The 23,455-nt window shown below is 72.5% G+C and carries 7 protein-coding genes and 2 pseudogenes; 7 read left to right on the top strand and 2 right to left on the bottom strand.

Features of this window, described 5'->3' with window-relative positions; genetic code table 11:
* Nucleotides 1–83: 83 nt before the first annotated feature.
* Both WMF31_RS38500 and WMF31_RS38495 read right to left on the bottom strand, forming a co-directional pair.
* A pseudogene (locus WMF31_RS38500) lies at nucleotides 84–10,196 on the bottom strand (SDR family NAD(P)-dependent oxidoreductase); the annotation flags it as partial.
* Between the two features lie 75 nt (nucleotides 10,197–10,271).
* A pseudogene (locus tag WMF31_RS38495) lies at nucleotides 10,272–13,376 on the bottom strand (type I polyketide synthase); the annotation flags it as partial.
* 372 nt (nucleotides 13,377–13,748) lie between these two features.
* Here WMF31_RS38495 and WMF31_RS38490 point away from each other — a divergent pair.
* The 7 genes from WMF31_RS38490 to WMF31_RS38460 all read left to right on the top strand — a co-directional run bounded on the left by WMF31_RS38490 (nucleotide 13,749) and on the right by WMF31_RS38460 (nucleotide 23,450).
* Entirely contained in the window at nucleotides 13,749–14,810 is a 1,062-nt protein-coding gene (locus WMF31_RS38490) for an LLM class flavin-dependent oxidoreductase (RefSeq protein ID WP_436606871.1), read from the top strand.
* A gap of 264 nt (nucleotides 14,811–15,074) precedes the next feature.
* Entirely contained in the window at nucleotides 15,075–15,941 is an 867-nt protein-coding gene (locus WMF31_RS38485; protein WP_436606870.1) for a fumarylacetoacetate hydrolase family protein, read from the top strand.
* A gap of 62 nt (nucleotides 15,942–16,003) precedes the next feature.
* Entirely contained in the window at nucleotides 16,004–17,509 is a 1,506-nt protein-coding gene (locus WMF31_RS38480) for an aldehyde dehydrogenase (NADP(+)) (RefSeq protein WP_436606869.1), read from the top strand.
* A complete protein-coding gene (locus WMF31_RS38475) occupies nucleotides 17,506–19,455 on the top strand; it encodes a YjhG/YagF family D-xylonate dehydratase (protein ID WP_436606868.1) in 1,950 nt (649 codons plus the stop codon). The genes WMF31_RS38480 and WMF31_RS38475 overlap by 4 nt, the downstream gene beginning before the upstream one ends.
* A gap of 133 nt (nucleotides 19,456–19,588) precedes the next feature.
* Nucleotides 19,589–20,806, top strand: coding sequence for a sugar ABC transporter substrate-binding protein (locus WMF31_RS38470; protein WP_436606867.1), 1,218 nt, complete (start codon nucleotides 19,589–19,591; stop codon nucleotides 20,804–20,806).
* Between the two features lie 23 nt (nucleotides 20,807–20,829).
* Complete coding sequence (locus WMF31_RS38465; RefSeq protein WP_436606866.1) at nucleotides 20,830–22,398, top strand: sugar ABC transporter ATP-binding protein; 1,569 nt, start codon at nucleotides 20,830–20,832, stop codon at nucleotides 22,396–22,398.
* Nucleotides 22,395–23,450 (top strand): ABC transporter permease, encoded by a 1,056-nt coding sequence (locus WMF31_RS38460; RefSeq protein ID WP_436606865.1) that lies wholly within the window; start codon nucleotides 22,395–22,397, stop codon nucleotides 23,448–23,450. Before WMF31_RS38465 ends, WMF31_RS38460 begins: the two co-directional genes overlap by 4 nt.
* Nucleotides 23,451–23,455 lie beyond the last annotated feature (5 nt).

Below are 23,455 nucleotides of genomic sequence, written 5' to 3'. Positions count from 1 at the left end.
GAGCTCCTCGCGGATCGCTCCACCTGCGCGCAGTGCGAGGCGTAGTCGACGCGGACCTTGCGGGCGAAGACGTGCGAGGACCCGAGCTCGTCGAGCAGCGCGTCGATGGCGTCGGGCTCGCCCGAGACGACGGTGGAGCGAGGGCTGTTGACCGCGGCGATGGAGAGCCGCTCCCCCCAGCGCGCGAGGCGCCCTTCGAGCTCGGCGGCCGGGAGCTCCACGGCGGCCATGGCGCCCTTTCCTTCGAGCCGGGCGAGCGCGCGGCTGCGCAGCGCGACCACCCTGGCGGCGTCCTCGAGGGAGAGCGCGCCCGCCACGCACGCGGCCGCGATCTCGCCCTGGCTGTGGCCGACGACCGCGTCGGGCTCGACGCCCATCGAGCGCCAGAGCGCGGCCAGCGAGACCATCATGGCGAAGAGCGCCGGCTGCACGACGCTGGCCTGCTGGAGCGCGGGGGCGCCCTCCTCGGCGCGGAGCACGTCGAGCAGCGACCAGTCGACGTGAGGAGCCAGCGCGCGGGCGCAGGCCTCGATGTGCTCGCGAAAGACCTCGGAGCTCTCCAGGAGCGCCCTGGCCATGTGGGGCCACTGCGAGCCCTGCCCGGGAAAGACGAAGACCACACCCCCGCGGACGGCCGCCTCGCCGAGCACGGCGCTCGGCGCGGCGCGGCCCTGCGCGAGGGCGTCCAGCGCCTCGAGGAGCGCCGCGCGGTCGCTCGCGACCGCCACGGCCCGTTGCTCGAAGTGCGTCCGGGTGGTGGCGAGCGAATGGGCGACGTCCGGCAGCGCGAGATCGGGGTGGGCCTCGAGATGGGCCCCTAGCTCGGCGGCCTGCGCCTGCAGGGCCGCGTCGGTCTTGCCCGACACCGGGAACAACAGCCACGGCGGCGGGGCCGCAGGCGCTTCCTCCAGGGCCGCAGGTGCTTTCTCCAGGGCCGCAGGCGCTTTCTCCAGAGCCCCAGGCGCCTTCTCCAGGGCCGCAGGTGCTTTCTCCAGGGCCGCAGGCGCTTCCTCCAGCACGACATGGGCATTGGTGCCGCTGATGCCGAAGGAGGACACGCCGGCGCGCCGCGGCCGGCCGTTCGGCTCCCAGGCCACCGGCTCGGTCAGCAGGCGGACGGTCCCCTGAGACCAGTCGACCCTGGGCGAAGGCTGCTCGGCGTGCAGCGTCCTCGGCAACAGCCCGTGTTGCAGGGCCAGGACCATCTTGATGACGCCCGCCACCCCCGCCGCGGCCTGGGTATGGCCGAGGTTGGACTTGAGGGTGCCCAGCCAGAGGGGCCTGTCGTCGCCACGCTCCTGACCGTACGTGGCCAGCAGCGCCTGGGCCTCGATCGGGTCCCCGAGCGTGGTCCCCGTGCCGTGGGCCTCGACGGCGTCCACGTCGGCCGGCGACAGCCCGGCGCTGGCCAGGGCCTGGCGGATGACGCGCTGCTGCGCGGGGCCGTTCGGCGCGGTCAGGCCCTGGCTCCTGCCGTCCTGGTTCACCGCCGAGCCGCGGACGACCGCGAGGACCGGATAGCCGTTTCGCTGTGCGTCCTCGAGCCGCGCCAGCAGCAGCATCCCGACCCCTTCGCCCCACGACGTGCCGTCGGCGTTCGCGGAGAACGCTTTGCAGCGCCCGTCGGGCGCCAGCGCCCGCTGCCGGCTGAACTCGATGAACGTCGTCGGCGTCGCCATCACCGCGACCCCGCCCGCGAGCGCCAGCGAGCACTCCCCCTGCCGCAGCGCCTGACACGCCAGGTGGAGCGCCACCAGCGACGAGCTGCACGCCGTGTCGACCGTGACCGCGGGGCCCTCGAGCCCCAGCGTGTACGCGATGCGCCCCGACGCCACGCTCGCGGCGCTGCCGATGCCGACATAGCCCTCGAGGGCGTCCGGGGCCTGCAGCAGGCGCGCGCCGTAGTCGCTGTACATGACGCCTGCGAAGATGCCCGTCTGGCTGCCGTGGAGAGAGGCGGGGTCGATGCCGGCGCGCTCGACGGCCTCCCAGGAGGTCTCGAGGAGCAGGCGCTGCTGCGGATCGATGGCGAGCGCCTCGCGGGGGCTGATGCCGAAGAACGCGGGGTCGAAGCGGTCGGCGTCGTGGAGGAAGCCCCCCTCGCGCACGTAGCTCTTTCCCAGGGTGGCGGCGTCGGGGTCGTAGAGGCCGTCGAGATCCCAGCCGCGGCCTTCGGGGAAGGTGGAGATCGCGTCCCCGCCGCGCTGGAGCAGCGCCCAGAGCTCCTCGGGGGTGCGGACGCCGCCGGGGAAACGGCAGCTCATGCCGACGATGGCGATGGGCTCGTTGCGAGCGGCTGCTGAGGAGACGGCGGACGAGGAGACCGCCTTGGTGTCGGAGCCGAGGATCTCCCCCTCGAGCCGCCGGACGAGGGCAGAGGGGGTGGGGTGGTCGAAGAGCAGCGTGGCGGGCAGGCGCAGGCCGGTGGCGGCGCCGAGGCGGTTGCGCAGCTCGAGGGCCATCACGGAGTCGAGGCCGAGCTGCTGGAGCGGGCGGCCGGGATCGACGGCGGTCGGCGCCGTGAGACCGAGGACCACGGTGACCTCGGCGCGGACGAGGTCGAGGAGGACGCGGCTCCGGCGCTCGTCGGACAGGGCAGCGAGGCGCTGCTTGAACGTCGACGGCGCGCCGTTGGCGCCCGCGGCGTCCCGACCCGCGCTGGCGCGACCCGCCTGGCGCAAGCGGGTGTCGCCGGCGCCGGGCAGCGCCCTGCGCCTCGCGCGGGGCGGAGCGCCAGCGCCGGGGGGCGTCGTCCGCTCCAGGCGGCGGAGCGCATCGTGATGCGAGGCGAGCGCGCTCTTGATCTGTTCCGGGGAGGCGGGCCTCGTGCGGAGGGCGTCGATGGATGCGACGGGCTCGCCCGCGGCGTCGGCGACGGTCAGCGAGACCGCGCCGTTCTCCTCCCTTCGAGAGAGGCGCACGCGCAGGCTGGACGCTCCGGTCGCGTGCAGGGACACGCCCGCCCAGGAGAAGGGGAGCACGATGTTGCCCGTGCGATTCCAGATCTCCAGCGCGAAGGCGTGGAGGGCGGCGTCGAGCAGCGCGGGGTGGAGGTCGAACTGGCCGGCATCCTGGGCGGGACCTTCGGGGAGGCACACCTCCACGAACAGGTCGTCTCCGCGCTTCCAGGCGGCAGCGAGGCCCTGGAAGTCGTCGCCGTACGCGAGCCCCGCGCCGGCGAGCTGCTCGTAGAGGTCGTTCAGATCGAGCGGCTCTGCGCCGGCGGGCGGCCAGGCGCGCAGGTCGAAGGGCGTCGCGTCGGCGGCGGGGGCGAGCGCGCCCGTGGCGTGGCGGGTCCAGCGGGCGTTGTCGTCGCCTTCCGGGCGGGCGTGGAGGGTCAGCGACCGCCGCCCCGCCTCGTCCGGCACGCCGACGGAGAGCTGAAGATGGACGCCGCCCCGGGGCGGCAGCGCGAGCGGAGCCTCCAGCGTGAGCTCCTCGATGCGGCCGAGCCCGGCGTGGCGGGCGGCGGCGAGCGCGAGCTCGACGAAGGCGGTGCCGGGCAAGAGGACCGTCTCGAAGACCGCGTGGCCGGCGAGCCAGGGGTGGCCCTCGAGCGACAGGCGCCCGGTGAAGAGCAGCTCGCCGGTGGTCGCGAGGACCACGGCGGCGCCGAGCAGCGGGTGGTCGGCGGCGCCGAGGCCGGCCGAGGTCACCTCCGCGCTGCGGGGCTCGGGCGCCGCGAGCCAGTAGCGCTCGCGCTGGAAGGCGTACGTGGGCAGGAGCACCCTCTGGCCGGCGGGCAGGACCTTGGTCCAGGCCAGGGCCAGGCCGTGGGTGTAGAGCTCCGACAGCGAGAGCAGGAGACGGCGGAGGTCGCCCTCGTCGCGCCGCAGCGAGCCGACGGCGGCAGCCGGGGTGCCGGAGGCATCGAGCACCTCCTGCACCGCCAGCGTGAGCACCGGGTGGGGGCTGACCTCGACGAAGAAGCGATGTCCGTCGGCCAGGAGCGCCTGGGCGGCGTCCGCGAAGCGGACGGTCTGCCGGAGGTTCTCGTACCAGTAGCCGGCGTCGAGCGCGGCGCCATCGAGCTTGTGGCCGTGCGCCGTGGAGTAGAACGCAAGGGTGGATGAGCGCGGCGCGACGCCAGCGAGGCAGTCCAGGAGCTCCTCGCGGATCGCCTCCACCTGCGCGCAGTGCGAGGCGTAGTCGACGCGGACCTTGCGGGCGAAGACGTGCGCCGACTCGAGCTCGTCGAGCAGCGCGTCGATGGCGTCGGGCTCGCCCGAGACGACGGTGGAGCGAGGGCTGTTGACCGCGGCGATGGAGAGCCGCTCCCCCCAGCGCGCGAGGCGCCCTTCGAGCTCGGCGGCCGGGAGCTCCACGGCGGCCATGGCGCCCTTTCCTTCGAGCCGGGCGAGCGCGCGGCTGCGCAGCGCGATCACCTTGGCCGCGTCCTCGAGGGAGAGCGCGCCCGCCACGCACGCGGCCGCGATCTCGCCCTGGCTGTGGCCGACGACCGCGTCCGGCTCGACGCCCATCGAGCGCCAGAGCGCGGCCAGCGAGACCATCATGGCGAAGAGCGCCGGCTGCACGACGCTGGCCCGCTGGAGCGCGGGGGCGCCCTCCTCGGCGCGGAGCACGTCGAGCAGCGACCAGTCGACGTGAGGAGCCAGCGCGCGGGCGCAGGCCTCGATGTGCTCGCGAAAGACCTCGGAGCTCTCCAGGAGCGCCCTGGCCATGTGGGGCCACTGCGAGCCCTGCCCGGGAAAGACGAAGACCACACCCCCGCGGACGGCCGCCTCGCCGAGCACGGCGCTCGGCGCGGCGCGGCCCTGCGCGAGGGCGTCCAGCGCCTCGAGGAGCGCTGTGCGGTCGCTCGCGACCGCCACGGCCCGTCGCTCGAAGTGCGTCCGGGTGGTGGCGAGCGAATGGGCGACGTCCGGCAGCGCGAGATCGGGGTGGGCCTCGAGATGGGCCCCTAGCTCGGCGGCCTGCGCCTGCAGGGCCGCGTCGGTCTTGCCCGACACCGGGAACAACAGCCACCGCGGCGGGGCCGCAGGCGCTTCCTCCAGGGCCGCAGGTGCTTTCTCCAGGGCCGCAGGCGCTTTCTCCAGAGCCCCAGGCGCCTTCTCCAGGGCCGCAGGCGCTTCCTCCAGCACGACATGGGCATTGGTGCCGCTGATGCCGAAGGAGGACACGCCGGCGCGCCGCGGCCGGCCGTTCGGCTCCCAGGCCACCGGCTCGGTCAGCAGGCGGACGGTCCCCTGAGACCAGTCGACCCTGGGCGAAGGCTGCTCGGCGTGCAGCGTCCTCGGCAACAGCCCGTGTTGCAGGGCCAGGACCATCTTGATGACGCCCGCCACCCCCGCCGCGGCCTGGGTATGGCCGAGGTTGGACTTGAGGGTACCGAGCCAGAGGGGCCTGTCCTCGCCACGCTCCTGACCGTACGTGGCCAGCAGCGCCTGGGCCTCGATCGGGTCCCCGAGCGTGGTCCCCGTGCCGTGGGCCTCGACGGCGTCCACGTCGGCCGGCGACAGCCCGGCGCTGGCCAGGGCCTGGCGGATGACGCGCTGCTGCGCGGGGCCGTTCGGCGCGGTCAGGCCCTGGCTCCTGCCGTCCTGGTTCACCGCCGAGCCGCGGACGACCGCGAGGACCGGATAGCCGTTTCGCTGTGCGTCCTCGAGCCGCGCCAGCAGCAGCATCCCGACCCCTTCGCCCCACGACGTGCCGTCGGCGTTCGCGGAGAACGCTTTGCAGCGCCCGTCGGGCGCCAGCGCCCGCTGCCGGCTGAACTCGATGAACGTCGTCGGCGTCGCCATCACCGCGACCCCGCCCGCGAGCGCCAGCGAGCACTCCCCCTGCCGCAGCGCCTGACACGCCAGGTGGAGCGCCACCAGCGACGAGCTGCACGCCGTGTCGACCGTGACCGCGGGGCCCTCGAGCCCCAGCGTGTACGCGATGCGCCCCGACGCCACGCTCGCGGCGCTGTCGATCCAGACGTGGCCGTCGAGGGTGTCGGACGCCTGGAACGAGCGGGCGCCGTAGTCGTGGTACATCATGCCGACGAAGACGCCGGTCTGGCTTCCGTGAACGGACACGGGGTCGATGCCGGCGCGCTCCAGGACCTCCCAGGAGGTCTCGAGGAGCAGGCGCTGCTGCGGATCGACGGCGTGCGCCTCGCGGGGGCTGATGCCGAAGAACGCGGGGTCGAAGCGGTCGGCGTCGTGGAGGAAGCCCCCCTCGCGCACGTAGCTCTTGCCCCTTGCGTCGGGGTCGGCATCGTAGAGCTCATCGAGGTTCCAGCCGCGGCCCTCGGGGAAGGCGGAGATCGCGTCCCCGCCGCGCTGGAGCAGCGCCCAGAGCTCCTCGGGGGTGCGGACGCCGCCGGGGAAACGGCAGCTCATCGCGACGATGGCGATGGGCTCGTTGCTCGCGATCCCCGGGGCCGAGGCCGAGCGAGGGAGCGCCGAGGAGGAGGCGGCCTCGCCGCGATGGCCGTCGATCTCCGCGCGCAACCGCCGGACCAGGGCGGAAGGCGTGGGGTGGTCGAAGAGCAGCGTGGCGGGCAGGCGCAGGCCGGCGGCGGCGCCGAGGCGGCTGCGCAGCTCGACGGCCATGAGGGAGTCGAGGCCGAGCTCCTGGAGCGGGCGGCCCGGCTCGATGGCGTTCGGCTGCGCGAGGCCGAGGACGGTCGCCGCCTCGGTGAGGACGAGGTCGAGCAGGGCGCGGTCGCGATCGGCGCCGGACAGGGCGGCGAGGCGTTGCCGCTGGGCCTGTGGCCCGCCGGCGCGGCCGGCGACGGGGCGCCGCGCCGTGGCGTGGACGAGACCTCGGAGCACCGGCGGCGGCGCGAAGGCGCCCCGGCCCGCGCTGGAGGGCCCCGAGGCCGCAGCGTCTCGACCCATGTCGATGCGCGCCGGGACGAGCAGGGCGTCGGGGCACCTCAGGGCCGCATCGAGGAGCGCGAGCGCGTCGTCGGACGAGAGCGCGCCCATGCCGGAGCGCGAGAGCCGCGCGAGGTCGGCGTCGGCGAGGTGCGAGGTCATGCCGCTGCGGTCGGCCCAGTAGCCCCAGGCGAGCGAGGTGGCCGGCAGTCCGTGGGCCCTGCGATGATGGGAGAGGGCGTCGAGGAAGGTGTTGGCCGCGGCGTAGTTGCTCTGGCCCAGGGTGCCGAGCACGCCGGCGATCGAGGAGAAGAGCACGAAGGCGGAGAGATCGAGCGTCTTCGTGAGCTCGTGCAGGTGGAAGGCCGCATCCACCTTGGGTCGCAGGACGCGGTCGATGCGATCCGGGGTGAGGGACAGGACGACGCCATCGTCGAGCACCCCGGCGGTGTGGACGACGGCGGTCAGCGGGTGGTCGTCGGGGATGGAGGCGAGCAGCCGCTCCAGGGCGTCACGATCGGCGGTGTCGCACGCGGCGAGCGTGACGCGCGCGCCCGCGGCGGCGAGCTCGGCCTGAAGCGACTCGGCGCCTCGCGCGGAGGGGCCCTGACGAGAGGCGAGGAGGAGGTGGTGGACGCCGTGCCGTTCGACGAGGTGGCGGGCGACCAGCGCGCCGAGCGTGCCCGTGCCGCCTGTGATGAGCACCGTGCCGTCGGGGTCGAGCGGGCGGGCGGCGGCGCGGCTCGCCCCTTCCCGGACGCCGGCGAGCCTCGGGACGTGCAGGGCTCCGCCGCGCAGGGCGAGCTGGGGCTCGCCGGACGCGAGCGCGGCGGGCAGCGCGCGCAGGGACGCCTCGGCGTCGTCGAGGTCGATGAGGAACAGGGGATGATCGGGGTGCTCGGACTGAGCCGAGCGCACGAGGCCCCAGAGGGGGGCATGGACCAGATCGACGACGTCCTCGTCGGGCCGCGTGGCGACAGCGCGGCGGGTCAGCAGGACGAGCCGGCTCTCGGCGAGGCGCTCGTCCACGAGGCAGGCCTGGAGGAGCGCGAACCCCCGCTGGACGGCGTCGTGAGCGGCCTCTACGACGTCGACGACCTCGATCGCGCGCGAGATCCAGGAGATGACGACGACCTCGGGCGCAGGCTCGCCCCGGTCGAGAGCCTCCCTGAGCGCGGCCAGATCGGCGTGCCGCTCGACGCGGGCCGCGGCCGTGCCGGCGCGGGTGGGGACGCGGCCTTCGCGGGGCCCTCCGAGCGCGGCGAGCAGTCCGCCGTCGTCGGCCCCGAGCACGACCCAGCGCCCGGTGAGCGGCGCGGGGGTGGCGCTGGGCAGGGGTGACCAGCCCAGGCGATAGAGCGCATCGAGCCGCGAGGCGCGGGCGCCCTGGAGCTGTTCCCTCGACGCAGGCCTCGTGCGGAGGGCGTCCACCCGCGCGACCGGCTCCCCCGCGGCGTCGGCGATGGCCATCGAGACCGCGCTGTCCCCAGCGCGGCGTGAGAAGCGCACCCGCAGGCGGGTGGCCCCGGTCGCGTGAAGGGACACGCCCGCCCAGGAGAACGGGAGCGATACCTCGTCCGGGCCGTGCGTCGCGAGCAGGAGCGCGTGGAGGGCCGCATCGAGCAAGGCCGGGTGGAGGCCGAAGCTGCTGGCCTCCTGCGCGGGAGGCTCAGGGAGCTCGACCTCGGCGAACACGTCGTCTCCGCGCGTCCAGGCGGCCAGGAGCCCCTGGAAGTCGTGGCCGTAGGCGAGCCCTGCGCGGGCGAGGCGGTCGTAGGCCCCGTCCAGATCGAGCGCCGAGGCGCCCGCAGGCGGCCACTCGTGCAGGTTGAACGGGGGCGCATCGGAGGCCGGGGCCGCGCGCCCGAGCGTGCCGGTGGCGTGCCGGATCCACGGCGCGTCGGGCGGGGCGCCGTCGACGTGGGTCGGGCTCCGGCGTTCGCCGCTCGCGTCGACGTGGGTCGGGCTCCGGCGTTCTTCAGGGCGCGCGTGGATCACCAGCGATCGGCGCCCCGCCTCGTCCGGGGCGCCGACGGAGAGCTGGAGATGAACGGCGCCCGTTGGCGGCAGCGACAGCGGGGTCTCCAGCGTGAGCTCCTCGACACGGGCCTGGCCCACATGGTGAGCTGCGACGAGCGCGAGCTCGACGAAGGCCGTGCCGGGCAGGACGACGACATCGAAGACCGCGTGGCCGGCGAGCCAGGGGTGGCTCTCCAGCGACAGACGGCCGGTCAGGAGCAAGCCGCCGGTGTCGGCCAGCCGGACCGCGGCGCCGAGCAGGGGGTGATCGGCGGGGGAGAGGCCCGCGGAGGCCACGCCGGCGCGAGGGGCCTTGAGCGCATCGAGCCAGTAGCGCTCGCGCTGGAAGGCGTAGGTGGGCAGCGGCACCCTCCGGCCGTCGGGCAGGATCCTGGTCCAGTCGAGGTCGAGGCCGCGCGTGTGGAGCTCGGACAGCGAGAGGAGGAACCGCCGGGGATCCCCCTCGTCCCGCCGCAGCGAGCCGACGGCCGCGGCGGGAGCTCCCGACGCCTCGATCGCTTCCTGCACCGCCAGCGTGAGCACCGGATGGGGGCTCACCTCCACGAAGAACCGATGTCCTCCGGAGAGGAGCCGCTGCACGGCGTCGGCGAAGCGGACCGTCTGTCGCAGGTTCCGGTACCAGTAGGCGGCGTCGAGCTCGCTTCCATCGAGCTTGTCGCCGCTCACCGTCGAGTAGAGGGCGAGGGTCGCCGGGCGCGGCGTCGTCCCCGCGAGCTCGGCCAAGAGCTCCTCGCGGATCGCCTCCACCTGGGCGCAGTGCGAGGCATAGTCGACGCGGATCTTGCGGGCGAAGATGTGCGCGGCCGCGAGATCGCGGAGCAACGCGTCGACGGCGTCCGGATCGCCCGAGACGACGGTGGAGCGAGGGCTGTTGACCGCGGCGATGGACAGCCGCTCTCCCCAGCGCGCGAGGCGCCCTTCGAGCTCGGCGGCCGGGAGCTCCACGGCGGCCATGGCGCCCTTTCCTTCGAGCCGGGCGAGCGCGCGGCTGCGCAGCGCGACCACCTTGGCCGCGTCCTCGAGCGACAGCGCGCCCGCCACGCACGCGGCGGCGATCTCGCCCTGGCTGTGGCCGACGACCGCGTCCGGCTCGACGCCCATCGAGCGCCAGAGCGCGGCCAGCGAGACCATCATGGCGAAGAGCGCCGGCTGCACGACGCTGGCCTGCTGGAGCGCGGGGGCGCCCTCCTCGGCGCGGAGCACGTCGAGCAGCGACCAGCCGACGTGGGGAGCCAGCGCGCGGTCGCAGGCCTCGATGCGCTCGCGAAAGACCTCGGAGCTCTCCAGGAGCGCCCTCGCCATCTCGGGCCATTGCGATCCCTGTCCCGGAAAGACGAAGACGAGCGCGCCCCGCGCCCTGGCCTCGCCGAGCACCGTCGATTCGGGGGCGAGGCGACCGTCGGCGAGGGCGCTCAGGGCGTCGAGGAGCGCCGCGCGGTCGCGCGCGACCACCGCCGCCCGCCGCTCGAAGTGCGTCCGCGTGGTGGCGAGGGACCAGGCGATGTCCGCGAGCCGAGCCCCCGGGTGCCGATCCAGGTGCGCGCGCAGCGCGTCGGCCTGCGCCCGCAGGGCCGCGTCCGTCTTGCCCGACAGGAGCAGCGGCAGCGCCGGCGGCGCCTCCGCGCGCGCCGCCGGCTCGGACCCACCGGCCGAATGCAGCGCTTCCCACCTCACCGGCGCGCCGGTCACATGGAGGGCTCCCAGCGTGTCCAGCATCACCTCTCGCTCGTCCTCGTCGCGGCGGAGCGACGGCAGCACGACCCCGTGGAGGCCGGAGCGGCGCAGGTTCGACTGGATGGCGTGGAGGGCGATGGGATGCGGGCTGATCTCGACGAAGGTGCGGAATCCCTCCTGCAGGAGATGATCGATCGCCGTCGAGAACAGCGCCGGATCACAGAGATTCCGGACCCAGTGGTGCGCGTCGAAGCGCTCGCCCGGGAGCACCGATCCGGTCACTTCGGAGGCGACGGGGAGGGTCGCGTCGCGGGGCCGCACCTCGCGGAGCGCCTCGAGCAGCTCCTCGCGCAGGCCGTCGACCATGGGGCAATGGGGCGCGGCGTCCGTCGCCACGCGGCGGCAGAAGACGCCCCGGCGCCCGAGCGCCTGGAAGACGGCGTCGAGCGCGCCCGGCTCGCCCGCCAGCACCGTCGAGTCGGCGCTCTGCTGGATCGCGCGGAAGAGGCGCCCCTCGGCGCCGCGCAGCGCCTCGGCGGACTCTTCCCATGACAGCCCGACGACGCCCATGACGCCTCTTCCCCGGAGCTGCCCGAGGACGCGCGCATAGGCGCAGACGATCCGCATCGCGTCGTCGAGGCTCAGGACGCCGGCGACATGAGCCGCCGCGATCTCGCCGATGCTGTGGCCCACGACGGCCGCGGGCCGGACCCCCAGGGCGCGCCACTGCGCCGCGACGGCGATCTCGGTGGCCACGATGGCCGGGAAGCCGACGTCGATTCCATCGAGCCGCGAGCCCTGCCGATCGGCCGTCAGCTCGTCCACGAGGGACCAGCCGAGGTGCCGCTGGATCAGGCGGCTGCACCGCTCGATCGCGGCCCGGAACACGGGCTCGCGGTGCAGCAGCCGGAGGCCCATGCCGGGCCACTGCGACCCCTGACCGCCGAAGACGAAGACCACGTCGGCCGCGGCGCCGGGCTCCGCTCGACCCGCCGACACGCCCACCTGCGTCCGTCCGTCGAGGAACCCTCGCAGGCGTCGCCTGAGCTCGTCGGTGGAGCGCGCGGTCACCGCGAGCCGATGCGCCCCGGCCTCCTCTGGGCTCGCGGCTCGAGCCCAGACGAGCGACGAGGACGCGCTGCCCTCGGGCGGCGCCGTGGTCTCCAGCCACCGCTCCGCCTGCGCCCGCAGCGCCCCGGGGCTCTCGGCCGAGAGGGGGAGGAGCTCGACCCCGGGCGACGACCACTCGGTCAGCACGACGTGGCAGTTCGTCCCTCCCATGCCGAAGGAGCTGACGCCGGCCAGGAGAGGCCGATCCGGGGCCGGCCACGGGCCGAGGGCGCGCGTCACCGCGAGCTTCAGATCGGAGAGCGGGATATGGGGGTTCGGCTCCTCGAAATTGAGGCTGGGCGCGAGCTCTCGGTGCTTGATGCAGAGCGCCACCTTGAGCAGGCCGACGATGCCTGCGGCGCCTTCCAGATGACCGACGTTGGTCTTGGCCGAGCCCACGAGCAGCGGGCGGTCGGGGGGCCTCGCCTCCCCGAGCACCGCGCCGAGCGCCGCCGCCTCGATGGGATCGCCGAGCTGCGTCCCGGTGCCGTGCAGCTCGACATACTGGACGTCGGCAGGATCGACGCCTGCCCGCCGGTACGCGAGGCGCAAGCCCGCCTCCTGCGCCAGCGGATTGGGGGCGGTCAGCCCGTGGGTCTCGCCGTCGTTGTTCACCGCGCTGCCGCGGATGACGCAGTGGATGGGATCCCCGTCCGCGATGGCGCGCGAGAGGCGCTTCAGCGCCACCACGCCGCCGCCCTCGCCGCGCACGTAGCCGTTCGCCCGCGCGTCGAACGTGAAGCACCGGCCGTCCGGGGACAGGCCGCCGAACTTGGACATCCCGATCGTGCTCTCCGGGATGATGTTGAGGTTCACGCCCCCCGCGAGGGCGAGCGTGGACTCGCCGCGCCGCAGGCTCTCGCAGGCCAGGTGGACGGCGACCAGCGCCGCCGAGCACGCCGAGTCGATCGCCATGCTGGGGCCGTGCACGCCCAGCGTGTACGAGACGCGGTTCGCGATGATGCTGCGATGATGCCCCGTCACCGTGTGCTGCGTGATGGCCTGAAGATCGTGCTGATAAAGCAGCGTCGCGTAGTCGTCCCAGATGGAGCCGAAGAAGACGCCGGTCTGGCTGCCCTTCAGCGTCCTCGGGACGATCCCGGCGTCCTCGAGGGCCTCCCAGCTGAGCTCGAGCATGAGCCGCTGCTGCGGGTCCATGGCGGCGGCCTCACGGGGCGAGATGCCGAAGAACATCGGATCGAAGCCGTCGATCCGGTCGAGGAACCCTCCCCAGCGGGTGTTCATCTTGCCGGGGGCGGCGAGGTCGGGATCGAACAGCGCGTCCGGGTCCCACCGCTCCCTCGGCGCCTCGGTGATCGCGCTCACCCCGCCTCGAAGCAGCCGCCAGAAGGCCTCCGGGCTCGCGGCGCCCGGGAGGCGACAGGCCATGCCGATGATCGCGATGGGCTCGTCCTCGAGGTGTGGACGCTCCTGCGCGAGCGCTCCGCGCTCGCTCGTCCCGCCGGCCAGGTGACGCGCCAGGGCCTCGGGGGTCGGGTGTTGCCAGATCAGGAGGGGGGACAGGGGGCGTCCGAGCGCCCGGGCCAGGTCCGCGAGGAGCTCCGTCGCCCCGCGTGAGTCGAGCCCATGACGGCTGAACCGCTCGCGGAGATCGATCGACCGCGGATCGATGCTCAGCCGCTCCCCGAGACGGGATGCGATCAAGGCGCGGAGCTCGCCCTCCGCCAGCGACGTCGCCCTCGAATCGGCGTGCTCGTCCGTCATGATGCTACCCGAGTGTCGCGCACAGGACTCATCCCATCGACGGGGGCGACATAAGACATGGTGTCATGAAAGGTAATGCGTAACCTCACGATCGCGACCTGCCGACTTGACATCCTTCGTCTGTGCGCTAGCTACCGAGGCCCACGGACTGCTTGATCCTGGCTGAAAGCATGTATCGCAGTCTGCCCGAGCAATTGACACATGATCGAGCAGCGCTCAAGCGACGCGACATAACTTAACAAAAATTCATACCGATGTTCACGAGGATGTGTGTTTGATTCGCGGCCACGTCTGCTACGTCTGCTTCGGCTCGAAGGCGACCTGAGATCGCAAAATTCGAGCGTATGAATGGAGAGATCCATGCACGTCGGGATGGGAGTCATTTTTCAGGCCGAGGATGAGGGGCGCACGGATGGCGACGTCTATCGCAATGAGCTTCGTCTGGCGGACCTGGCCGAGCCGCTCGGCTTCGACTCGATCTGGGGTGTGGAGCATCACTTCACGGGGCACACGGTGTGTCCCGACGTACTGCAATATTTGAGCTATCTCGCAGGGCGCACGCGGCGGGTCCAGCTCGGCTCGATGGTGGTGGTGCTGCCGTGGCACCAGCCGATGCGGGTGGCCGAGCAGGCGGTGATGCTCGACCACCTGAGCGACGGGCGCTTTCTCTTCGGCATCGGGCGGGGGCTCGGGCGCGTCGAGTTCGAGGGGTTCGGGGTCCGGCAGGAGGATAGCCGCGAGATCTTCGCCGAGGCGGCGCAGATGATCTTGCAGGGGCTCGAGCGCGGGTACTGCGAGTTCGACGGCAAGTTCGTCAAGCAGGTGAGGCGCGAGCTCCGGCCGCGCCCCTTCAAGTCGTTTCGCGGCCGCACGTACGCTGCGGCCGTGTCTCCCGAGTCCTCCGCCGTCCTGGCCAGGCTCGGCATCGGCATGCTGATCATGCCGCAGAAGCCCTGGGACGTGGTGGCGGCCGAGCTCGGCGAGTACCGGCGCATCTTCCGGGAGGTGAACGGCGTCGAGGCGCCGCCGCCGATCGTCGCCGGCTGGGTCCTCTGCGACGACGACGCGGCGCGAGCGCGCAAGCACGCCGTCGAGCACATCGGCGGCTACTGGAGCTCACTGGTGCGGCATTACGAGCTCGTGGGGGATCATCTGACGAAGATGCGGGGGTATGAGAGCTACAGGACGTTGCAGGAGATGATGAGCGCTCCGGGGGGCATCGACATGATGACGGAGTTCTTCGTGAACCTGCAGAGCTTCGGGACGCCGGAGCAGTGTTACGAGAAGATTATGGATATCAAGCGGCGCTCCGGCGCCGGGGCGTTCGTGGGGGTCTTCAGCTATGCTGGGATGCCCTACGACGTTGCAGAGAGGAGCCTCCGGCTCTTCGCCTCCAAGGTGATGCCCCGGATCAAGGCTCAGGGGCCGGCGTAGCGCCGCTCGACCGAGAGGGCGCGAGGACTCCGTTCGGGCACGCGGCGTCCTCGTCGCGGGGCGACTCCTCCTCGCTCCTCGTCGGGGCGGGCTGGGCGGCGCGCACGAGAGGAGCGGCGGCGAGCGCCAAGAAGTGGCTTTACAGAGCGCGCAAATGGTGGATCATCTCCTCGCCGAGGTGCTCCGCGAGGCCGGCGTGCCACCCGGCGTGTTCAGCTCGAGACGATCCGGATCGGCAGGGCGGGCCTGCAGGGAGGCGCGGACATGAAGCTGTTTCGGTTTGCGGGCGGTGGCGGGCCGCGCCTCGGGATCGAGGACGAGCGGGGAGAGCGCCACGACCTCACGGCGGCGTCCCCGGAGGCGTTCGCGTCCGTCGCCTCGTGGCTCGCCTTGCCCGATCCCCTCGGCGCGGTGCGCGACGCGCGCGCGCGCGCCACAGCCCACCCCCTCCCGCCCGACGTCCCGCTGCTCGCCCCGATCGACGGGCAGGAGGTCTGGGCGGCGGGCGTCACCTACGAGCGCTCGCGCGAGGCGCGCAAGGAGGAGAGCGCCGGCGGCGGCGACTTCTACGATCGCGTGTACGACGCCGAGCGCCCGGAGCTGTTCTTCAAGGCGGTGCCCCGCCTGGTGGCCGGCCCGGGCGCGCCGGTGCGCGTCCGTCGCGACTCGAGCTGGAACGTGCCCGAGCCGGAGCTCGCGCTCGTCGTGTCCGCGGCGGGCCGCATCGTCGGCTACACGGCCGGCAACGACGTCTCGTCGCGGTCCATCGAGGGCGACAACCCGCTCTACCTGCCGCAGGCGAAGATCTACGACGGCTGCTGCGCGCTCGGCCCAGCCATCGCGCTCGCGGACGAGCCCGGGCTGGATCTGCGCGCGCTCTCCATCCAGCTCGCGATCCGACGCGCGGGCGAGGCGGTGTTCGCGGGGGAGACCTCGACCGCGCGGATGCGGCGCAGGCCCGAGGAGCTCGTCGCCTATCTCACGCGCGAGCTGAGCTTCCCCGCGGGCGTCGTCCTCATGACCGGGACCGGCATCGTGCCGCCAGACTCGCTCACCCTGGAGCCTGGCGACCTCGTGGAGATCACGATTCTCGGCGTCGGCACGCTGGCAAACCCGGTATCCCAGGGTTGACGAGGCACATCGTATGAAGATCACGAAGTCGAGACGTTCATCTCCGGTTCCGCGCTGAAACCATGGAATTCTTCGCCCACGACGCCGCCACCGGGGAGAAGCTCGGTGCTTACCGCGACGCCGACGCCGCCGAGATCGACGCCGCCGCCCGCGCCGCCGCCGCGGCGGCACAGGCCTTCGCCGGCCTCGAGCCGGAGATGCGCGCCCGCTTCCTGGAGACCGCCGCCGACGAGATCGTGGCGCTCGGCGATGCCCTGATCCAGACCGCGCACCGGGAGACCGGGCTGCCCGTCGCCCGCCTCGAGGGCGAACGCGGCCGCACCAACGGCCAGCTGCGCCTCTTCGCCGCCGTCGTGCGCGAGGGCTCCTGGGTCGATGCCCGGATCGATCCCGCGCTGCCGGACCGCAAGCCGCTCCCGCGCCCCGACGTGCGCCGCATGCTGCGACCGCTCGGTCCGGTCGCCGTCTTCGGCGCGAGCAATTTCCCCCTCGCGTTCTCCGTCGCCGGCGGCGACACCGCCTCCGCCCTCGCCGCGGGCAACCCGGTCGTGGTCAAGGCCCACCCGGCGCATCCCGGCACCTCCGACCTCGTGGCCTCGGCCCTGCGCGCCGCCGTGCAGAAGGCGGGCCTGCCCGCGGGCGTGTTCGGCATGGTGCACGGCGCCTCGCCCGAGGTCTCGCTCGCGCTGGTGCGCCACGAGGCCATCCAGGCGGTGGGCTTCACCGGGTCCATCCGCGCCGGCCGCGCCCTCTGGGACGCCGCCGCCGCCCGCCCGCGGCCGATCCCCGTCTTTGCGGAGATGGGCAGCATCAACCCGCTCATCGTGCTGCCCGGCGCGCTGCGCGAGCGCCGCGACGCGATCGCCGAAGGGCTGGTCAGCTCGTGCACGCTGGGCGTCGGCCAGTTCTGCACCAAGCCGGGCCTCGTCCTGGGGCTGGCCTCCCCTGACTGGGATGCGTTTGCGCGGTCGGTCGCCGACCGAGCCCGCGCCATCACGCCGGGTGTGATGCTGCACGCCGGCATCCAGGGGTCGTTCGACCGCGCCGTGCGGGAGCTGCAAGGCGTGGCGTGGCTGACCGACACCGGCGCGCGCGTCGCGCGTGTCTCCGCCGCCGACTTCGCGCGGCGGCCGCACCTCGCGCACGAGATCTTCGGACCGTACACGCTGCTCGTCACCGCTTCGAGCCGCGGAGAGCTGCTCCAGCTCCTCGGCGCGCTCGACGGCCAGCTCACCGCCACGCTGCACGGGACCGCCGACGATCTCGCCGCCGCCCAGGACCTGGTCGATGTCCTCGGCCGGGTCGCGGGCCGCCTCGTCTTCAACGGCTATCCGACGGGCGTGGAGGTGTCGCACGCCATGCACCACGGCGGGCCGTACCCGGCGAGCAGCGACGCGCGCTTCACCTCGGTTGGAAGCGCGGCCATCTTCCGCTTCGCACGCCCCGTTTGCTACCAGTCGTGTCCACCCGCGCTGCTCCCGCGGGAGCTGCGCGACGAGAACCCGCTCGGGATATCACGCCTCGTCGACGGCCGGGCCACCCGCGACCCCATCCCGCCCCGCGCATGAGCCACGACCCGGTGTTCGAGCCCGGCAGCGAGGCGATCTACACCCTGCGCACGACCGCGCCCGGCCCGTCGGGGCGCCTCCCGCTCGAGGCCGAGCAGCTTCGCGCCATGTCCAGCGGCGAGCTGTTCGGCATGACTCAGAATGCCGGGATGGGGTGGGAGCCTGCGCGCCTGCTCGGGAAGCAGTTCCTCGTGCTCAGCACGCAGGGGGGGATCCGCGCGCCGGACGGCGCGCCGATCGCGCTCGGGTATCACACGGGACACTGGGAGGTGGGGCTGCTCATGGAGGAGGCCGCCCGCACGTTCACGGCCAGCGGGGCCATTCCGTTCGCCGGCTATGTCAGCGATCCGTGCGACGGGCGGACCAATGGAACCGTGGGCATGCTCGACAGCCTCGCTTACCGCAATGACGCGGCCATCGTATTTCGGAGGCTGATACGCTCGCTGCCCACCCGCCGGGGCGTGCTCGGCGTCGCCACCTGCGACAAGGGCCTGCCGGCCATGATGATGGCGCTCGCCGGCAGCCTCGACCTCCCCACGGTGCTCGTGCCGGGAGGCGTCACGCTCCTCGCGGAGGAGGCGGAGGATACCGCCAAGGTCCAGACCCTCGCGGCGCGCTTTGCGCGCGGGGAGGTGAGCCTCGACCACGCCGCCGAGATGGGCTGCCGCGCCTGCGGTTCCCCCGGCGGCGGCTGCCAGTTCATGGGGACGGCGGCGACGAGCCAGGTCGTGGCGGAGGCGCTCGGCCTCGCCCTCCCGCACGGCGCGCTCAGCCCGTCGGGCGCCGAGATCTGGCGCGACCTCGCCCGCCGCTCCGCGCACGCGCTCATGGCCCTCGAGCGACGTGGCGTGACCACGCGGGACATCCTCACCGACGATTCCCTCCACAACGCCATGGTGCTGCACGCCGCCGTCGGCGGATCGACCAACCTGGTGCTCCACGTGCCGGCGATCGCCCACGCGGCCGGGCTCCGGCGCCCCACGGTGGACGACTGGGCGCGCATCAACGCCCTCGTTCCGCGGCTCGTGGACGTGTTGCCCAACGGGCCGCGACATTACGCCACGGTCCAGGTCTTCCTCGCGGGAGGCGTCCCGGAGGTCATGCTCCATCTGCGCGAGCTCGGCCTGCTGCGGCTCGATGCGCGCACCGTCAGCGGTCGCACCGTGGGCGAGAACCTCGAGTGGTGGGAGCGCAGCGAGCGGCGCCGGCGCCTGCGGGACAAGCTCCAGCAGCTCGACCGCATCGACCCGGACGACGTGATCCTGTCCGCCGGGAAGGCGCGCGAGCGCGGCCTCACCAGCACGGTGACCTTCTTGCGCGGCAACCTCGCGCCCGAGGGAGCGCTCGTGAAGAGCACCGCGATCGCTCCTCAGGGGATCGGACCGGACGGCGTGTATCTGCACGAGGGGCCTGCGCGCGTGTTCGGCAGCGAGCACGCGGCGATCGAGGCGATCAAGACGGGCGCCGTGCAGCCGGGTGACGTGATGGTGCTGATCGGCATCGGCCCGGGCATCGGGATGCCGGAGACCTACCAGATCACCTCCGCCCTCAAGCACGTGAGGGACGGGCACCGTATCGCCCTGGTCACGGACGGTCGTTTCTCCGGCGTCTCCACCGGGGCGTGCGTCGGCCACGTCAGCCCGGAGGCGTGGGCGGGTGGGCCCATCGGCCGCGTGCGCGACGGCGATCGCGTCAGGCTTCGGATCGACACGCGCAGGCTGGAGGGGACGGTGGACGTCGTGGGCGTGGATGCCAGCGGTCTCGCCGCCCGCTCGCCCAGTCCAGCCCTTCAACCCGACGGCCGAGTGAACGCGGATACGCGGTTGTGGGCTGCGCTTCAGGATGCCAGCGGCGGTAGCTGGGGCGGGTGCGTCTATGATGCAGAGCGCATCATCGGGCTCCTCGGTCGCGCCATCGCGGCCGAGCGGAGCTCCTCTGGCGCATAAATTTTCGATAGAGCGTCACTTTTCCAGGAGGAAGGCGGATCGCGCAAGGTTTCATGCGAGGACGTGACGACGTGTGATAGGCCGTAGAGGTCTCCGTCCGACCACGTCTCCTTGCTCGAAAGGGAACGGCACCATGTCGATTGGCCAGTCTCGTGGACCGGCGCGGCGCGCAGTGGCGGTGTTGAGCTGCGCGCTCGGGCTCTGGGGCCTCTCTGCCTGCAAAGGCAAGCCCGACAGCACTCAGGCCGCAGGGGGCTCCGCCAGCGCCGCCGCCGCGCAGGCGCCGAGCGGGCGAGGGCCCAAGATCGTGTCGGGGCCCGGCTTCAACCCCGAGTGCTTCGCGCCGTGGAAGCAGGACACCAAGTATCTGCAGTGGACGGCTCGAAAGCCGCCGTTCCGCCTCGCGCTCGTCAACGGCTACGTCGGTAACGCCTGGCGCATCCAGATGGTCAAGACGGCCAAGGCCTTCGCCAAGGACCCGACCATCGCGCCGCTCCTCAAGGAGTTCAAGGTGGTGTCGACCGGCACCGACGTCGCGGCCCAGCTCGGTGCGATCGAGGACTTCATCAACCAGGGCTTCGACGGCATCGTCACGCTCGCCGTCAGCCCCGACGGCTTCGATCGCGTGATCCGCCTCGCTGACAAGAGGGACGTCATCCTGGTTCCGTTCGACAACGTGCTCGACACGGACAAGGTGATGCAGGTCAACGAGGACCAGATGGCGATGGGGCGGCAGTGGGGCGAGTTCCTCGACAAGCAGCTCGGAGGGAAGGGCAAGGTGCTCGAGGTCCGCGGCCTGCAGGGCAACTCCGTCGATCGCGACCGCCACGTCGGCTTCCGCCAGGTCATGGAAGCGCCGGGGAAGAGCTACACCATCGTGGAGGTGGTGGGCGGCTGGGACGACGGCAAGGCCCAGAAGGCGGTGGCCGACGCGCTGGCCGTGCACCGCGAGTTCGACGCGCTCTTCGCGCAGGGCGGGTCGACGGGCGCCGTCCGCGCGCTCCTGGACGCCGGCCACAAGCCGATCCCGGTCGCCACGGAGGCCGAGAACGGCGTGCGCAAGCTGATCGCGAAGCACCACGAGCAGGGCATGAAGGGCCTGTCGCTCGGCCAGTCGCCGGGGCTCGCGGCCATCGCGATGAAGGCGGCGCTCGAGGGCCTGCAAGGCAAGGTGCTGCCGCAGATGATCTCCGTGCCGATCCCCGCCGCCGATCACACCACGCTGAAGGACGGCGAGAACTTCTTCTCCCAGCTCTCCGACAACTTCTTCACGCCCAACGAGTTCCCGCCCTGCGGGGTCAACATCTCGGGCGTGAAGATCATGAACGAGTCGGAAGCCGACGTGAAGTAGCGCCCCGGGGGCGCCCCAGCATCATGACCGAACCGGTGAGCCCTCCGCTCCTCGAGCTCCGGAACGTCTCCAAGCACTACGGCGGGGTCACCGCCCTGAGCGGCGTCGACCTCGCCTGCGAGGCGGGGAAGGTGCACGCGATCCTCGGCGAGAACGGCGCGGGCAAGAGCACCCTGATCAAGATCATCGGCGGCGTGGTCGCGCCGAGCGCCGGGGAGCTCTTGCTCCATGGCGAGCCGGTCCGGTTCGACCACCCGATCGAGGCGAACGCCGCCGGCGTCGTCTGCGTCTTCCAGGAGCTGTCCCTGATGCCGACGCTGACCGTGGCCGAGAACATCGGCATCACCATGCCGACCAACCGCCTGGGGCTCTTCGATCGCAAGGCGCAGGTCCGCAGGGCCGAGGAGCTCTTGGCGCGCGTCGGCTGCGAGGGCGTGAACCCGAACGCCTGGGTGAGCGATCTGCCGCTCTCGCGCCGCCAGATGGTCGAGATCGCGAAGGCGCTCGGCAAGGACCCGCGGCTGCTGATCCTGGATGAGGCCACCTCCGCGCTGACCAGCAGCGACGTCGAGAAGGTCTACGCGCTCCTGGCCGAGCTCAAGGCGCAGGGCGTCGGCATGCTCTACATCTCGCACCGCATGCACGAGATCAAGGAGCTCGCGGACGTGATGTCGGTCTTCCGCAACGGTCGGCACATCGAGACCTTCGCCAGGGGCCGGCGCAGCGACGACCAGATCGTGGAGCTCATGATCGGCCGTGACATGGGTCACGTCTTCCCGCCGAAGCCGGCGGCGCGCAGCTTCCCGGCGACGCGGCTCGAGGTGCGCGACCTGGGCTGGGAGCGGCAGCTCGAGGACGTGTCGTTCAAGCTCGGCGAGGGCGAGATCCTCGGCATCGGCGGGCTCGACGGCCAGGGCCAGCGCGAGCTGTTGCTCGGCTTGTTCGGCGTGCTCAAGGGTCTGCGCGGCGAGATCGAGATCGACGGCAAGCCGGTCGAGCTGACGAGCCCGCGCCAGGCCAAGGACCGTGCGCACGGCATCGCCCTCGTGCCCGAGGACAGAAAGACCGAAGGCCTGATGCTGCCGATGGCCATCGCCGCGAACATGTCGCTGGCCTCGCTCGACAGGTTCACGAGCGGCGTGGTGCTCGACCGCCGGCGCGAGGCCGCGCGCATCGACGAGATGGTGCGCCGCATCCAGATCAAGGTCGGCTCGCTCGACCACCCGGTGTCGTCGCTGTCCGGGGGCAACCAGCAGAAGGTCGTGCTGGCCAAGTGGCTGATGACGGAGCCGCGGCTGCTGATGCTCAACGATCCCACCCGCGGCATCGACGTCGGCACGAAGCAGGAGATCTACCAGCTGCTCCGCGCGCTGGCGGACGCCGGCACGTCCATCCTCTTTTACACCACGGACTACGACGAGCTGATCGGCTGCTGTGACCGCGTGCTCATCCTTTACCAGCACCGCGTGCAGGGCGAGCTCGTGGGGCCCGACATCACCGAGAAGAACATCCTGGACCTGGCCCTCGGTCTGCGCGGCGGGCCTGAGCGCGCGAAGCGCGAAGCCGAGCGCGCGCGAGCAGACGCACGATGAAGGACTGGAAGCTCCGCCTGCGCCAGAACCAGGGCCTGCTCGTGGCCGTCGGTCTGTGCATCTTCTTCTACGGGCTCTACTCGCTGTCCCACCCCAAGGGCTTCAGCGCGTCGCTGGTGGGGCAGAACGCCAACGAGTCGTTCGTGCTGGTGGCGGCGGCCATGGCCCAGACGGTCCCCGTGCTGACCGGCGGCCTGGATCTGTCCGTGGGCGCGGTGATCACCCTCGTCAACTGCGTGGCCTCGCACGTGCTTGCCGGCAGCGCGCTCGAGAATTTCCTGGGCATCCTGCTGTGCCTGGCCGTGGGCATGGCGGCGGGCCTGCTCAACGGCTGCCTCGTCGTGTACGGCCGTCTGCAGCCGATCATCGCCACCCTGGCCTCGGGCACGATCTTCATGGGCGTCGCGCTGTTCCTGAGACCGACGCCTGGCGGCCAGGTCGATGGCGATCTGGCGTTCGCGGCCACCTTCGACCTCAACGAGCTGCTGCAGGCCGCGGGCGCCACCCCCCTCGACGGCGCGCTGGGCTTCGTCGGCAAGATCCCGTCGCCCGCGATCTGGATGGCGCTGCTCGCGCTGCTCTGGGCCTACTACCGCCGCACCCGCTACGGCCTCGGCGCTTACGCCGTCGGCGCGTCGCAGGAGGCGGCGTACATGTCGGGCGTCCGCATCCAGCGCGTCAAGCTGGCCGCGTACACGCTGTCGGGGTTCTTCGCCAGCGTCGGCGGCCTCTACCTCGCGCTGCAGACGATGTCGGGCAACGCCGACATCCCACAAGCCGGCTCCTACACGCTGAACTCCATCGCCAGCGTCGTGATCGGGGGCACCTCGCTGTACGGAGGGATCGGCGGCGCCGTAGGATCGCTCTTCGGCGCGCTGGTGCTCCGCTCCGTCGCCTTCAACTTCCGCGTCTTCGACGAGGGCTCGGCGCTGGGCCTCCTCGCCAATCCGCTCTACCAGCCGCTGTTCGAGGGCCTCATCCTGCTCGCGGCCGTCTGCCTCGGCGCGCTCTGGGTCGTCCGCGTCAAGAACCGGCTGCGCGTCTTCAGGTGAGCTCG

The sequence above is a fragment of the Sorangium sp. So ce1036 genome, assembly GCF_051369805.1.
Taxonomy (GTDB): Bacteria; Myxococcota_A; Polyangia; order Polyangiales; family Polyangiaceae; genus Sorangium; species Sorangium cellulosum_F.
This window is presented reverse-complemented; position numbering and strand designations above follow the sequence as displayed.

What these genes read in the sequence shown, in the direction of transcription:
- WMF31_RS38490 (WP_436606871.1), top strand. Translation starts at nt 13,749, where the DNA reads ATGGGAGTCATTTTTCAGGCCGAGGATGAGGGGCGCACGGATGGCGAC.
- WMF31_RS38485 (WP_436606870.1), top strand. Translation starts at nt 15,075, where the DNA reads ATGAAGCTGTTTCGGTTTGCGGGCGGTGGCGGGCCGCGCCTCGGGATC.
- WMF31_RS38480 (WP_436606869.1), top strand. Translation starts at nt 16,004, where the DNA reads ATGGAATTCTTCGCCCACGACGCCGCCACCGGGGAGAAGCTCGGTGCT.
- WMF31_RS38475 (WP_436606868.1), top strand. Translation starts at nt 17,506, where the DNA reads ATGAGCCACGACCCGGTGTTCGAGCCCGGCAGCGAGGCGATCTACACC.
- WMF31_RS38470 (WP_436606867.1), top strand. Translation starts at nt 19,589, where the DNA reads ATGTCGATTGGCCAGTCTCGTGGACCGGCGCGGCGCGCAGTGGCGGTG.
- WMF31_RS38465 (WP_436606866.1), top strand. Translation starts at nt 20,830, where the DNA reads ATGACCGAACCGGTGAGCCCTCCGCTCCTCGAGCTCCGGAACGTCTCC.
- WMF31_RS38460 (WP_436606865.1), top strand. Translation starts at nt 22,395, where the DNA reads ATGAAGGACTGGAAGCTCCGCCTGCGCCAGAACCAGGGCCTGCTCGTG.